Source organism: Stenotrophomonas sp. 05N37 (assembly GCF_056397365.1).
Window position 1 is genome coordinate 36,569 of sequence record NZ_JBFTNG010000009.1, and the last position, 13,443, is coordinate 50,011.

Genomic DNA, 13,443 nt, shown 5'->3' on the forward strand with positions numbered 1-13,443 from the left:
TGAGGATCCTGCCATGTCCGTCCGCGCCATCGTTCCACTGCTGCTGGCCAGCCTGATGCTGGGCTGCGGCAGCAATTCCCGTCCGATTCCCCCGGTCGCCGAGGTCGACGTGCCGCGCTTCATGGGCGACTGGTACGTGATCGCCCACATCCCCAGCCGACCCGAGCGCGAGGCGTTCGATGCGGTGGAGTCCTACGCGCTGCGCCCGGACGGTCGCATCCAGACCACCTTCCGCTACCGCAAGGGCAGCTTCGAGGCGCCGGTCAAGACCATGCATCCGGTCGGCACCGTCAAGCCGGGCACGAACGGGGCCGAGTGGGGCATGCAGTTCATCTGGCCGATCAAGGCCGAGTACGTGATCGTGTACCTGGATGCGGACTACCAGCAGACCATCGTCGGGCGCAGCAAGCGCGACTATGTGTGGCTGATGTCGCGCACGCCGAAGATGTCCGACGCGGACTACAACAAGGCCACCGCCCGTATCGCCGCGCTCGGCTATGACCTGTCCAAGCTGCGGCGCGTGCCGCAGTCCGGCGGGGTGAAGCAGCCGTAACTGCGGCGCGGTTCTCAGGCCCTGAGAAGCCGGTCGGCGATACTGTCCCCCTGGCCCCGCCTGTACATCCCGTCACCGTGCGGGCACATGCGGGCGCCACACTGCAGCAGCACGGAGGCGCCGAAGGCCCACGGACGGGGGCATGCGCGGGCAGGGCGCGCGGTGGGTGGACAGAGGGCGCGACGTGGCGGACAAGTACTGCGATCTGGTCATGAAGGGCGGCATCACCAGCGGCATCGTGTATCCCAACGCGGTGCTGTCGCTGGCCCGCCAGTACCGCTTCAAAAGCATCGGCGGCACCTCGGCCGGGGCGATCGCCGCGGCGGTCGCGGCGGCGGCGGCACTGGGCGACCGCCGCCGCTACAGTGGCCAGCCGGTCGCCGGCCAGGTCGGCTTCCCGGGGCTGGCGGCGGTGTCGGCGCAGCTGTCCACGCGTGGGTTCATCTACAGCCTGTTCCAGCCGGCGTATGGCGCGCGCACGGCCTACCGGCTGCTGGTCATGCTCACCGGCAAGGCCGGTCTGTCGCGCAAGCTGGCCTGCCTGCTCGCGGCCGTGTTCGCGATCGCGCCGCTGGAACTGCTGGGCACGCTGCTCGGGCTGCTCGGCATCGGCTGGCTGGCCGGTGGGATCGAGGGCGTGTGGGCCACGCTGCTGCCGTCGCTGCTGTGCGCCTACGGTGCCGGCGTGCTGGCGGCCGCGCTGCGGGTGGCACGGGTAGCACGGCGCAACCTGTTGGGGCTGTGCAATGGCAGCACCCAGGCCGACGCTTCGGTGCCGGCCCTGACCGACTGGCTGCACGAGCGCCTGCAGATGCTCTCGGGCAAGCCGCTGGATGAACCGCTCACCTTCGGCGACCTGCACCAGGCGCCGCGCTACGCCGGCGAGCCGGCCGGTCCGCACGCGATCACCCTGCAGATGATCACCACCTGCATCTCGCATACCGAGCCGCGCACGCTGCCCTTCAGTGGCGCCCAGTTCTGGTTCCTGCGCGAAGAATTCGCCCAGCTGTTCCCGGCCAGCGTGGTGGCGTGGCTGGTGGCCCGTGCCGGTGCCGCCGTGCATGTCGATGGCCGCGACTATTACCGCCTGGTCGATGGCGACCAGCTGCCGGTGCTGGTCGCCACGCGCATGAGCCTGAGCTTCCCGCTGCTGATCAGCGCCGTGCCGCTGCACGAGCCGGCACGCCGTGAACGTCGCTGCGCGCCGCAGGCCGACGCTGCCTCCGCGCCGCATAATCCGCATGTCGCCGAGAGCATGGAAGGCTTGACCAGCGGTGGGCAGGCCTGTGGCTCGGCCATCGCCGCCTTCCGCGTGTGCTGGTTCTCCGATGGCGGCATCAGCAGCAATTTCCCGATCCACCTGTTCGATGCCGCACTGCCGCGCTGGCCCACGTTCGGCATCAACCTGGTCTACCCGCGGCATGCCGATGCGGTCAGCGTGCTGGCCAGCGACGCGCAGGACGAGCACGCGCAGATCGACCATGCCGTGTTCCTGCCCAGCGAGAACCGCCAGGGCTGGCAGCGCAGTTACCATGCCATCGCCCGGCCGCTGGCCGCCGCGGAGATGTCCGGGTTCCTGTTCTCCATCGTCACCACCATGCAGAACTGGCGCGACGTGCTGCAGGCGCGCGCACCGGGCTATCGCGACCGCATCGTGCACGTCTCGCTGCAGGGCGACGAGGGCGGCATGAACCTGGACATGCCGCAGGAGGTGCTGGGCCGCATTGCCGCCAAGGGCAGCGTGGCCGGCGAGCGCTTCTGCAGCTTCTCCTTCCACAACCATTACTGGATCCGCTGGCGCAACCTGGCCTCGGCGTACCAGCGCTACACGCTGGAGATTGCCCGTACCGACGATCCCGCTCAGCGCGTGGCCGCCTGGACCGATGCCTACCAGAGCGTGGCAACCGGCGAACCGCCCCCGCCGTCCTATCGGCTGGGCTCGGAGGACAAGCGGCACGAATCGCAGCGGTTGTGGCGGCACATGGTCGAGCAGGGCCAGCACTGGGAAGACCTCGGCCCCGACCTCACCGACGGCGCGCCGCGCCCGCTGCCGCAGATGAAGGTCACGCCGATGTATTGAGCCAGGACAGGGCGCTTCCCGATCCGGTGAAACCGACCGGTGGCCGCCAGCGCCGGTAGAGCCGGCCGTTGGTCGGCTGCTCTTCGCACCGGGGGTCGACCCTTCCCGGCGTCGGATGGAAGTCGACCAACGGTCGACTCTACGCCGGGTTGAACCTGTCCGGCGTTGGTAGAGCCGACCGTTGGTCGGCTGCTCTTCGCACCGGTGGTCGAACCTTCCCGGCCTCGGATGGAAGTCGACCAACGGTCGACTCTACGGCGGGTTGAACCTTCCCAGCGCCGGTAGAGCCGACCGTTGGTCGGCTGCTCTTCGCGCCGGGGGTCGACCCTTCCCGGCGTCGGATGGAAGTCGACCAACGGTCGACTCTACGGCGGGTCGAACCTTTCCGGCGTTGGTAGAGCCGACCGTTGGTCGGCTGCTCTTCGCACCGGTGGTCGAACCTCTCCGGCGTCGGATGGAAGTCGACCAACGGTCGACTCTACGTTGGGTTGAACCTGTCCGGGCTGGGTTGAACCTGTCCGGCGCCGGTAGAGCCGACCGTTGGTCGGCTGCTCTTCGCACTGGGGGTCGAACCTCCCGGCTTCGGATGGAAGTCGACCAACGGTCGACTCTACGTTGGGTTGAACCTGTCCGGCGTCGGTAGAGCCGACCGTTGGTCGGCTGCTCTTCGCACCGGGGGTCGACCCTTTCCGGCGTCGGATGGAAGTCGACCAACGGTCGACTCTACCTGCGGCCGGGTAGCTGCGCGAAGGCGCGTTGCATGCAATCTTCGCGCGGGCACACCCGGCAGCCTGGACCGATCGATACCGAGTTGCCCGGGCTTTGGATATCCAGCCCGCGCGAGTAGATCAGGCGCTCGGCATGCTGCAGGTCGCAGCCCAGCGCGACCGCGAAGGTCTTGCGCGGCTGCCCATGCCCGATCGGGCCACTGCTCACCTGCCGCGCCAGCCAGAAGTGGCGGCGCCCATCGGGCATGCGCGCGGTCTGGGTCAGCACCCGGCCGGGCTGGTTGAAGGCCTCGTACACGATCCATAGCGGGCACGAGCCGCCCACCTGCGAGAAATGGAAGTCGGTCGCCGAGTGGCGCTTGGACACATTGCCGGCGCGGTCCACGCGGATGAAGAAAAACGGCAGCCCGGGCGCACTGCGCCGCGCCAGCGTGCTCAAGCGATGGCAGACCGCCTCGAAGCCCACGCCGAAGCGGTGCGCCAGCGCATCGATGTCGTAGCTGCTGTGCTCGGCGGCGCGCAGGAACTGCGCGTACGGCATCACCAGCGCACCGGCGAAGTAGTTGGACATGCCGATCCGCGCCTGCGCGATCTGCTCGGCGTCGCGGAACCCGGCACGTGCGATCACCGCATCGATCTGCGCCGCATACCCCAGCAGGGCCAGCTCGGCGGCCATCTGGAACGCCTGCTGGCCCGGCTCCAGGTAATCGGGCAGCCACAGCGTGCGGCTTCCCCCGTCGTACACCCGCTTCTCGCGCCCGGCCTGCAACGGCCCCACCTCCACCAGTACGCCGTGGCGGTCGGCCAACAGCTGGCGCAGGCGCGGTGCCACATGCCCGGCCACCAGCCCCCATTCGCCGAACAACTGCTCGGCCAGGTCGTCCAGTTCGGGGATATGGTTGTGCATGCGGTTGAAGAAGTCGCGCACCTGGTCGCCGGCCGGTAGCGTCTGCCCGGCGTGCACGTCGCCCAGCTGGAACTCCAGCGCGGCCGCATGTTCGCGCAGCACCAGGTGGCGGCGGTGCAGGTCGAGCAGGGCACGGCTCACCTGCGGCAGGTTGCCGGCCATCGCGCGCAGCTCGGTGCTGCTCACATCGTCCAGGCCCAGGTCGCGCAGCGTCTCGCCCAGCGCCTCCTGCAACGCCCCGGGCTCATCCCCCTCGAACAATCCGGAAACGTCGCCCAACACGTCGCGCAGCTTCTGCTGCACCGCCGGGGTCAGCGGGCGCTTGTTGCGCTCGATCTGGTTCAGGTAGCTGGCCGACAGCCCCAGCGCCCGGGCCAGATCGACCTGGCTGTAGCCACGCTGCTCGCGCAGCTTGAGCAGGCGCAGGCCGAGCTGGCGATGGGGAGGCTGGCTATTCACAAAATTCACAAGAATCGTAGCGGGCATTGGCCAGATTAAGCGCATACAGGCCGGAAATCGAGGGCGGCACTGTGAATAATGCCAACAACTTTCGACCCGCCGGGATTGTCCATGACTGTTGCAGCGCCCCGTATCCGCATGTTGATCGATGGCCAGTTCATCGAATCGGCCAGCTCGCACTGGCAGAACGTGGTCAACCCGGCCACCCAGGACGTCCTGGCCCAGGTTCCGTTCGCCACCCCCAGCGAAGTCGACGCCGCCGTCGCCTCGGCCAAGGAAGCGTTCAAGACCTGGCGCAAGACCCCGATCGGCACCCGTGCGCGCATCTTCCTGAAGTACCAGCAGCTGATCCGCGAGAACATGGGCGAGCTGGCCCACATCCTGTCCGCCGAGCAGGGCAAGACCGTGCCCGATGCCGAGGGCGATGTGTTCCGCGGCCTGGAAGTGGTCGAGCACGCCGCCGCCATCGGCAACCTGCAGTTGGGTGAGCTGGCCAACAACGTGGCCAACGGCGTGGACACCTACACCCTGCTGCAGCCGCTGGGCGTGTGCGCGGGCATCACCCCGTTCAACTTCCCGGCGATGATCCCGCTGTGGATGTTCCCGATGGCCATCGCCACCGGCAACACCTTCATCCTCAAGCCGTCCGAACAGGACCCGATGGTCACCATGCGCCTGGTCGAGCTTGCCCTGGAAGCGGGCATCCCCAAGGGCGTGCTGAACGTCGTCCACGGCGGCGAAGACGTGGTCAACGCGATCTGCGATCACCCGGACATCAAGGCCGTGTCGTTCGTCGGCTCCACCCGCGTCGGCACCCACGTGTACAACCGCGCCTCGCTGGCCGGCAAGCGCGTGCAGTGCATGATGGGCGCCAAGAACCACGCCGTGGTGCTGCCGGACGCCAACAAGGAGCAGAGCCTCAACGCGATGGTGGGCGCCGCCTTCGGTGCCGCCGGCCAGCGTTGCATGGCGGCCTCCACCCTGGTGCTGGTGGGCGAAGCGCGGGAGTGGGTGCAGGACCTGGTCGACAAGGCCAAGACCCTCAAAGTCAGCGCCGGCAGCGTGGCCGGTACCGATGTCGGGCCGGTCATCTCCTGTGAAGCGCGTGAGCGTGTCGAAGGCCTGATCGCCTCGGGCGTGGAGCAGGGCGCCAAGCTCGTGCTCGACGGCCGCAACCCGCAGGTCGATGGTTTCGAGAAGGGCAACTTCGTCGGCCCGACCATCTTCGCCGGCGTCAAGCCGGGTATGCGCGTGTACGACGAGGAAATCTTCGGGCCGGTGCTGGTGATCCTGGAAGCGGAGACGCTGGAAGACGCCATCGAACTGATCAACGCCAACCCGAACGGCAACGGCACCGCGCTGTTCACCCAGTCCGGTGCGGCGGCGCGCAAGTTCCAGGAAGACATCGACGTCGGCCAGGTCGGCATCAACGTGCCGATCCCGGTGCCGGTGCCGCTGTTCTCGTTCACCGGCTCGCGCGCCTCCAAGCTCGGCGACCTGGGCCCGTACGGCAAGCAGGTGGTGATGTTCTACACCCAGACCAAGACGATCACCTCGCGCTGGTTCGACGACGAGACGCTGGGTCATGGCGTCAACACCACCATCAGCCTGAAATAAGCAACAACGGAGTTCGACCATGAGCCACTCGATGACGACGGAACTCGACGAAGCGCAGCAGGCCTATAGAGAGGCAGCGCGTGACTTCGCCCAGGCCGAACTGGCGCCGCACGCCGCGCGATGGGATGCGGAGGGCATCTTTCCGCGCGAGGCGATCGCCAAGGCAGGGGAACTCGGGTTCTGTGGGTTGTACATGGACCCCGAGGTCGGTGGCAGCGGTTTGAGCCGTCTGGACGCCGCCGTCGTCATCGAGGAGCTCGCCAACGTGGACCCGTCCACCGCGGCCTACATCAGCATCCACAACATGGCGTCGTGGATGGTGGCCAAGTGGGGCCAGGAGAGCCTGCGTGCCGAATGGGGTGCGGACCTCTCGTCCGGCAGCAAGCTGGCCTCGTACTGCCTGACCGAGCCGGGTGCCGGCTCGGACGCCGCCTCGCTGAAGACCAGCGCGGTGCGCGACGGCGACCACTACGTGCTCAACGGTTCCAAGGCCTTCATCTCCGGCGCCGGTGCCACCGAACTGCTGGTGGTGATGGCGCGCACCGGCGGCGCCGGTGCGGGCGGCATCAGCGCGATCGCGGTGCCGGCCGACCTGCCGGGCATCAGCTACGGCCGCAAGGAAGAGAAGATGGGCTGGAACAGCCAGCCGACCCGCGGCATCACCTTCGAAAACGTGCGCGTGCCGGTCAGCCATCTGCTCGGCGAGGAAGGCAGCGGTTTCAAGCTGGCCATGAAGGGCCTGGATGGTGGCCGCATCAACATCGCCGCCTGCTCGCTGGGCGCGGCCCAGGGCGCCGTGGATGCCGCCCGCCGCTACATGGGCGAGCGCCGCCAGTTCGGCAAGGCGCTGTCGGAGTTCCAGGCGCTGCAGTTCAAGCTGGCCGACATGGCCACCCAGCTGGTCGCCGCACGGCAGATGGTGCACACCGCCGCGCGCAAGCTCGATGCCGGTGCCGGCGATGCCAACGTGTGGTGCGCGATGGCCAAGCGCTTCGCCACCGATGCCGGTTTCAACATATGCAACGACGCACTGCAGATCCACGGCGGCTACGGTTACATCCGCGAATATCCGATTGAACGGCTGCTGCGCGACTCGCGCGTGCACCAGATCCTGGAGGGCACCAACGAGATCATGCGTGTGATCGTGGCCCGCCACCTGCTCAATACCGACGAGGAACTGCGATGATGGATTGGCGCATGCATGATCACACCGGCCTGAAGGTCGAGGCCGATGGCCACGTCGCCGTGGTCACCCTGGACAACCCGCCCGCGCACACCTGGACCGTGCACAGCCTGTCGGCGCTGCGCGACCTGGTCGGCGCGCTCAATGCCGACGCCGGCATCTATGCGCTGGTGATCACCGGTGGCGGCGAGAAGTTCTTCTCCGCCGGCGCGGATCTCAAGCAGTTCGCCTCCGGCGACAAGGCGGCCGCCCGCGAAGCCGCGCGCCGCTTCGGCGAAGCCTTCGAGGCGCTGTCCGGCTTCCGTGGCGTGTCCATCGCCGCGATCAACGGCTACGCGATGGGCGGTGGCCTGGAATGCGCGCTGGCCTGCGACCTGCGCATCATCGAAGAACACGCCCAGGTCGCACTGCCGGAGGCCACCGTCGGCCTGCTGCCGTGCGCCGGTGGCACCCAGAACCTGCCGCGTCTGGTTGGCGAAGGCTGGGCCAAGCGCATGATCCTGCTCGGCGAGCGCATCGACGCGGATACCGCGCTGCGCATCGGCCTGGTCGAAGAGAAGGTCGGCAAGGGCGAAGCCAAGGCGCTGGCGCTGGCCTGGGCGCACAAGGCCGGCAAGCAGAGCCCGACCAGCATCGCCGCCTGCAAGACCCTGGTCCAGGCTACCCGCAGCGGCACCCACGCCTCGGCGCTGGTGGCCGAGCGTGAGGCCTTCGTGGATCTGTTCGACCGTGCCGACCAGGCCGAGGGCGTCAATGCCTTCCTGGAAAAGCGCGCCCCGCAGTGGAAGAACGCATGAGTACCGCCGTCGCCACCGACGAGGCGCCGGTAGTGTTCGAAGAGCGCGTCGCCGCCAATGGCACGCGCATCGGCATCGCCACGCTCAACGCCCCGCGCACCCTCAACGGGTTCTCGCTGCCGATGGCGCACCTGCTGCGCGAGCGGCTGGAAGCCTGGGCCGACGATGAGGGCATCGCGATGGTGGTGCTGCAGGGCGCGGGCGAGAAAGCGTTCTGCGCTGGCGGCGACCTGCACAGCCTGTACCGCAGCATGGTCGACTACCGCGCGAGCGGCAGCACCGACATCCGCGACAACGCCTACGCCGCCGAATTCTTCGATGTGGAATACCGCGTCGACTACGCCATCCACACCTACCCCAAGCCGATCCTGTGCTGGGGCCACGGCATCGTCATGGGCGGCGGCATCGGGCTGATGTCCGGCGCCAGCCACCGCGTGGTCAGCGAGCGCTCCAAGTTGGCCTTCCCGGAGATCACCGTCGGCCTGTTCCCGGACGTGGGCGGCAGCTGGCTGCTGCCGCGCGTGCCCGGCCACGGCGGCCTGTTCCTGGCCCTGACCGGGGCACCGCTCAACCCGGGCGATGCGATCTACGCCGGCCTGGCCGACATCCACATCGCCGAGGCGCAGCGCGAGACCGTGTTCAACGCGTTGGCAGGCGTGCACTGGAGCAACGAGGCCAGGCGCAACCACGAACAACTGACCGCGCTGCTCCAGCAGCACGCCAGCGACGCGGCCACCGGCCCGCTGCTGCGCAATGCCGCCACGATCGATGCGCTGTGCGAGGGCGACGACGTCGGCGCCATCGTCGAGGCGATTCTTGCCCTGGAGACGGACGATGCCTGGCTGAGCACCGCCAAAGCGACGCTTGCCGCCGGTGCACCCGGCTCGGCGCGGCTGGCATTCGAGCTGCAGCGTCTGGCCGAGGGCGCCTCGCTGGCGGAGGTCTACCGCATCGAGTACATCGCTGCGCTGCATGCGGCCGCCCATGGCGACTTCGCCGAAGGCATCCGCGCGCTGCTGATCGACAAGGACCGCAACCCGCAGTGGCAGCCGCGCACGTTGGCTGACGCCACCGCCGAGTGGGCCCGCACCTTCTTCGTATCCCCCTGGTCCGACGCAGCGCATCCGCTGGTCGACCTCGGTGCCACCGTCCCTGAAAGGAGCCACGCATGAGCCGTATTGCATTCATCGGGTTGGGCAACATGGGGGGCCCGATGGCCGCCAACCTGGCCAAGGCCGGTCACGCCGTGCGCGTGTTCGACCTGGTGCCCGCCGCCGTGCAGGCCGCCGTCGATGCCGGCGCCAGCGCCGCGCATTCCGCGCTGGACACCCTGACCGACGCCGAGATCGTGATCTCGATGCTGCCGGCCAGCCGCCACGTCGAAGGCGTGTACCTGGGGGATGACGGCCTGCTCGGCGACATCCCCGGTGGCGCGCTGGTCATCGACTGCAGCACGATCGCCCCGGCCACCGCGCGCAAGGTCGCTGAAGCGGCCGCCGCGCGTGGCCTGCAGATGCTCGACGCGCCGGTATCGGGTGGTACGGCAGGCGCCCAGGCCGGCACGCTCACCTTCATTGTCGGCGGTGAAGCCGAGGCGCTCGAACGCGCCCGCCCGATCCTGCAGGCGATGGGCAAGAACATCTTCCACGTCGGCGCCAGCGGTGCCGGCCAGGTCGCCAAGCTGTGCAACAACATGGCGCTCGGCGTGATCATGGCCGTCACCGGCGAATCGATCGCACTCGGCGTCGCGCATGGGCTGGACCCGAAGGTGCTCTCGCAGATGATGGCGGTCAGCACCGGCCGCAGCTGGGCCACAGAAGTGTGCAACCCGTGGCCGGGCGTGCTGGAGAACGCACCCGCGTCGCGCGGCTACAGCGGTGGGTTCGGCAGCGACCTCATGCTCAAGGACATGGGCCTGGCAGTGGAAGCGGCGATGAGCGTCGGCGCGTCGATCCCGCTGGGCGAACTGGCCCGCAACCTGTATTCGATGAACCACCAGGCCGGCCGCGGCAAGCTGGATTTCTCCAGCGTCGTGCAGCTGATCGCAAACGAGAAATAGCCGGTCGTGCCGGCCGCTGGCCGGCAATCGCATGAACCCCGACACCTCCGGGGAATGCCCGTGGCATCGACCCTCGGTCGGCGCCCTGCACCAGATGCATCCCGTGGCCTTGCCCGGGATCCACCGCGGTGGGATGGGCGGTTGCCAGGCTATCCAGCCAGGCAGCCGCCCATTTTTTTACCCGTGCGGTAGGTGCCGTCCGTGATCCGGCACGGCACCTGCGGCATCAGGCAACGGTCAGCGTCACGTCGATGTTGCCGCGGGTCGCGTTGGAGTACGGGCACACGATGTGCGCCTTCTGCACCAGTTCTTCCACCTGCTCGCGCGGCAGGCCCGGGACCGAGATCTCAAGCGCCACTTCGATGCCGAAGCCGGTCGGGATCTGGCCGATGCCGACCTTGCCGGTGATCGCCGTTTCGGCCGGCAGCGCAACCTTGGCCTGGCCGGCCACGAACTTCAGCGCGCCCAGGAAGCAGGCCGAGTAGCCGGCGGCGAACAGCTGTTCCGGGTTGGTGCCCGGGCCGCCCGCGCCGCCCAGCTCGCGCGGGGTGGACAGCTGCACGTCCAGCACGTTGTCGGAGGAGGTGGCGTGGCCTTCACGGCCGCCGGTAGCGGTGGCGGTGGCGGTGTACAGAACCTTTTCGATGGACATGGGAATCTCCTGTGGCGTGAACGGGGGTGGGCCAGATGGCAGGTGTACTTTGACCGCGCCAGGGGTACGTTGGGTTACATTTCGTCTATCAAACTTGATCGAGCGTCCAAATGGTCGACCGCCTGCAATCCCTGCTCAGCCGTTTTGCGGTCACTGCCGAGGTCTTCCACGCCGGCCCGCTGTGCGGCATCAACGACCTGGCCGCCGAGGGCGAGCGCGGCCAGCTCCATCTCATCCGCGAGGGCCAGGTCCGCGTCGAGCACGCCGATGGCAAGGTGCTGCAGATCGACCAGCCCAGCGTACTGCTCTACCCGCGCCCGCTTGCCCACCGCTTCGTCACCGATCCCCGGCGCGGCGCCGATTTCGCCTGCGCGCACCTGCAGTTCGAAGGCGCCGGCACCCATCCGGTGGCTGCGGCGTTGCCGCCGGTCATCTGCCTGCCACTGGACCAGCTCCATGGCGGCCAGCCCATCCTGTCGGTGTTGTTCGAGGAAGCCTTCGCCCAGCGCTGCGGCCGCCAGGCACTGCTCGACCGCTTGTTCGAGGTGGTGCTGATCCAGATCCTGCGCGCGCTGATGGAAAGCGGCCAACTGCGTGTCGGCCTGCTCGCCGGCATGGCCCACCCGCGCCTGCGCCACGCGCTGGTGGCCATGCATGAATCGCCGGCCGAGGAGTGGACGCTGGAGTCGCTCGCGCAGCGCGCCGGCATGTCGCGCAGCGCCTTCGCCGACAGCTTCCGCGACACCATCGGCAGCACGCCCGGCCACTATCTGCAGGGCTGGCGCACGCGCCTGGTGCAGCAGGCGCTGCGCAAGGGCCTGCCGCTCAAGCGCATCGCCATCGACGTCGGCTACGGCAGCGAGGCGGCGTTGTCGCGCGCCTTCAAGGTGCAGACCGGGCAGTCGCCGCGGCAGTGGAAGCAGGCCATGGCGGCATCCCCACGCAGCGAGGCCGTATGATCGGTCGCACCGGCGACCTGCCACCTGCATCGAGGCGTGTCATGGAACGCAACCTGCGCGCGAACATCATCCTCAGTACCAGCCGCGCGCTGCTCGGGGAGGTGTTCCCCGAACTCGTCGCCGTCGCCTGCCAGCTCCACGGGGCGACCGGTTTCGAACTGGTGTTCTTCATCGATGCAGCTGCGGTGGAGGAGTGGGTCGAGGACATCTCCTGCATCGAGACCGAGGTGATGGCCGACTTTCCCGCAACCGTGTCCATATCGCATCGCATCGTGGCATCGGCACGCGCCGAGATACCCGCCGACGGCTTCCTGATCTTCCTGCGAAAGCCGCGCCCGTAGGGGCACGGGGTACGCGTCAGATCGCCCACTCCCGGTCGGTGGTGAACATGATCGTCAGCCAGCGGTCCGGGGATTCCTCGCCCAGCGCCTCGCCGATCTCATCGCGCAGCCGGTCCCATTCCAGCAGCGCACGCGGCGGATCATCGGCGCGCACCACGAAGAACAGTTCGATCTGTTCGCCACGCCCCACCTTGGCCACGTAGCTGCGGTACTCCAGGAAACCGTGCCGGGCCACGATGTCGCGTGCCACCGCATCCACGTGTGCCTGCAGGTCCACCGGGGTGATCAGCAGGATGTCCGACAGCGCCTGCCGCACCGTGCCCAGCGGGGCCACCATCACGAACAGGCACACCACCAGCAGGATCGCCGGATCGATGTAGGGCACCAGCCATGCCCAGCGCGTATCGCCCAGCAGCCAGCCGCCGACGAAGGCGACCAGGTAGGCGGCCGACATGCTGGCCGAGACCACCCAGTTCTTGCCGTCCAGCGCGATGAATTCCGAGCCGATGCTGCGGTTGACCCGGCGGATGAACACCGCCAGCCCGATCTCGGCAATGATCGACAGCACCGCGAACAGGATCGCCGGCCCCAGCGCGATCTCGCGCCCGCCGGCCATCAGCGCATCCACCGCGTTGACCGCCGCGTACAGCGCCGCGCCGATCATCAGCGTGCCGCTGACACCCAACACGATCGGTTCCAGGTGCCAGAAGCCCATGGTGAAGCGCTGGTTCAAGCGCGACTGCAGGGTGTCCACGTGGGTGGAAAGGCTGATCAGCCGCACCACCAGCAGCGACAGCCAGGTCATCACCACGTCGATCAGCCCGTAGATGCCGTCGAAGATGATCAACGAGGAGTTGGCCAGGAAGCCGAACACCACCGCGGCGGCGGCCATCGCCAGCGAGGCGCCGATCGACAGGCGCAATACGCCTTGTTCGGTGGTGGGGTCGAACGGTCGAGCGCGGGGCGGGGTCATCGGACATCGGGCAGTGCAGGGAGGTGCATTCTCCCCCGGCGCGCCCCTCGCGCGGGTGGCGCGCGACGGCCTGGGCCTCCACCCCCTCGCCCGACCCCTCGGGCAGCGTTCATTCCGAGGGGGTAAACTATTGAT

12 protein-coding genes are annotated in these 13,443 nt (G+C 68.4%); 9 read left to right on the forward strand and 3 right to left on the reverse strand.

What is annotated here, in order from left to right; translation table 11 throughout:
* The first annotated feature begins 13 nt into the window (after positions 1-13).
* Together AC1DGC_RS18530 and AC1DGC_RS18535 are read left to right on the forward strand one after the other, a co-directional pair.
* Positions 14-553 carry a lipocalin family protein gene (locus AC1DGC_RS18530; protein ID WP_259206747.1) on the forward strand — a complete coding sequence of 180 codons (540 nt, stop codon included), beginning with the start codon at positions 14-16 and terminating at the stop codon, positions 551-553.
* 142 nt (positions 554-695) lie between these two features.
* Entirely contained in the window at positions 696-2,633 is a 1,938-nt protein-coding gene (locus AC1DGC_RS18535) for an RpoH suppressor (protein ID WP_478048548.1), read from the forward strand.
* 723 nt (positions 2,634-3,356) lie between these two features.
* Here the strand turns inward: AC1DGC_RS18535 and AC1DGC_RS18540 are convergent.
* Entirely contained in the window at positions 3,357-4,727 is a 1,371-nt protein-coding gene (locus tag AC1DGC_RS18540) for a helix-turn-helix domain-containing protein (RefSeq protein WP_478048549.1), read from the reverse strand.
* Between the two features lie 111 nt (positions 4,728-4,838).
* Between AC1DGC_RS18540 and AC1DGC_RS18545 the strand changes: the two genes are divergently transcribed.
* From AC1DGC_RS18545 to mmsB, 5 genes are read left to right on the forward strand one after another with little or no spacing between them, the layout of a single operon-like run.
* Complete coding sequence (locus AC1DGC_RS18545; protein WP_478048550.1) at positions 4,839-6,344, forward strand: CoA-acylating methylmalonate-semialdehyde dehydrogenase; 1,506 nt, start codon at positions 4,839-4,841, stop codon at positions 6,342-6,344.
* A gap of 31 nt (positions 6,345-6,375) precedes the next feature.
* On the forward strand, positions 6,376-7,530 hold the full coding sequence (locus AC1DGC_RS18550; RefSeq protein WP_478048551.1) for an acyl-CoA dehydrogenase family protein: 1,155 nt from the start codon (positions 6,376-6,378) through the stop codon (positions 7,528-7,530).
* Positions 7,527-8,324, forward strand: coding sequence for an enoyl-CoA hydratase (locus AC1DGC_RS18555; RefSeq protein ID WP_478048552.1), 798 nt, complete (start codon positions 7,527-7,529; stop codon positions 8,322-8,324). The genes AC1DGC_RS18550 and AC1DGC_RS18555 overlap by 4 nt, the downstream gene beginning before the upstream one ends.
* On the forward strand, positions 8,321-9,496 hold the full coding sequence (locus AC1DGC_RS18560; RefSeq protein WP_478048553.1) for an enoyl-CoA hydratase/isomerase family protein: 1,176 nt from the start codon (positions 8,321-8,323) through the stop codon (positions 9,494-9,496). Before AC1DGC_RS18555 ends, AC1DGC_RS18560 begins: the two co-directional genes overlap by 4 nt.
* Positions 9,493-10,383: a 3-hydroxyisobutyrate dehydrogenase gene (mmsB, locus tag AC1DGC_RS18565; protein ID WP_259206733.1), complete on the forward strand. Its 891-nt coding sequence runs from the start codon at positions 9,493-9,495 to the stop codon at positions 10,381-10,383. The genes AC1DGC_RS18560 and mmsB overlap by 4 nt, the downstream gene beginning before the upstream one ends.
* Before the next feature lie 226 nt (positions 10,384-10,609).
* Here the strand turns inward: mmsB and AC1DGC_RS18570 are convergent, their stop codons facing one another.
* Positions 10,610-11,035, reverse strand: a complete 426-nt coding sequence (locus AC1DGC_RS18570) for an organic hydroperoxide resistance protein (protein WP_128096132.1) — start codon at positions 11,033-11,035, stop codon at positions 10,610-10,612.
* A 110-nt stretch (positions 11,036-11,145) separates the two neighbouring features.
* On the opposite strand from AC1DGC_RS18570, the gene AC1DGC_RS18575 reads away from it, so the two are divergent.
* Together AC1DGC_RS18575 and AC1DGC_RS18580 are read left to right on the forward strand one after the other, a co-directional pair.
* A complete protein-coding gene (locus AC1DGC_RS18575; RefSeq protein ID WP_478048554.1) occupies positions 11,146-11,994 on the forward strand; it encodes an AraC family transcriptional regulator in 849 nt (282 codons plus the stop codon).
* 41 nt (positions 11,995-12,035) lie between these two features.
* Positions 12,036-12,335, forward strand: a complete 300-nt coding sequence (locus AC1DGC_RS18580) for a MafI2 family immunity protein (RefSeq protein WP_478048555.1) — start codon at positions 12,036-12,038, stop codon at positions 12,333-12,335.
* Positions 12,336-12,351: 16 nt separating this feature from the next.
* On the opposite strand, the gene AC1DGC_RS18585 is transcribed toward AC1DGC_RS18580, so the two are convergent.
* Positions 12,352-13,308: a cation diffusion facilitator family transporter gene (locus tag AC1DGC_RS18585; RefSeq protein WP_394162879.1), complete on the reverse strand. Its 957-nt coding sequence runs from the start codon at positions 13,306-13,308 to the stop codon at positions 12,352-12,354.
* Positions 13,309-13,443: the final 135 nt, after the last annotated feature.

Excerpts from the sequence above, each read along its gene's own strand:
- AC1DGC_RS18530 (WP_259206747.1), top strand. The coding sequence starts at position 14 with ATGTCCGTCCGCGCCATCGTTCCACTGCTGCTGGCCAGCCTGATGCTG.
- AC1DGC_RS18535 (WP_478048548.1), top strand. The coding sequence starts at position 696 with ATGCGCGGGCAGGGCGCGCGGTGGGTGGACAGAGGGCGCGACGTGGCG.
- AC1DGC_RS18545 (WP_478048550.1), top strand. The coding sequence starts at position 4,839 with ATGACTGTTGCAGCGCCCCGTATCCGCATGTTGATCGATGGCCAGTTC.
- AC1DGC_RS18550 (WP_478048551.1), top strand. The coding sequence starts at position 6,376 with ATGACGACGGAACTCGACGAAGCGCAGCAGGCCTATAGAGAGGCAGCG.
- AC1DGC_RS18555 (WP_478048552.1), top strand. The coding sequence starts at position 7,527 with ATGATGGATTGGCGCATGCATGATCACACCGGCCTGAAGGTCGAGGCC.
- AC1DGC_RS18560 (WP_478048553.1), top strand. The coding sequence starts at position 8,321 with ATGAGTACCGCCGTCGCCACCGACGAGGCGCCGGTAGTGTTCGAAGAG.
- mmsB (WP_259206733.1), top strand. The coding sequence starts at position 9,493 with ATGAGCCGTATTGCATTCATCGGGTTGGGCAACATGGGGGGCCCGATG.
- AC1DGC_RS18570 (WP_128096132.1), bottom strand. The coding sequence starts at position 11,035 with ATGTCCATCGAAAAGGTTCTGTACACCGCCACCGCCACCGCTACCGGC.
- AC1DGC_RS18575 (WP_478048554.1), top strand. The coding sequence starts at position 11,146 with ATGGTCGACCGCCTGCAATCCCTGCTCAGCCGTTTTGCGGTCACTGCC.
- AC1DGC_RS18580 (WP_478048555.1), top strand. The coding sequence starts at position 12,036 with ATGGAACGCAACCTGCGCGCGAACATCATCCTCAGTACCAGCCGCGCG.
- AC1DGC_RS18585 (WP_394162879.1), bottom strand. The coding sequence starts at position 13,308 with ATGACCCCGCCCCGCGCTCGACCGTTCGACCCCACCACCGAACAAGGC.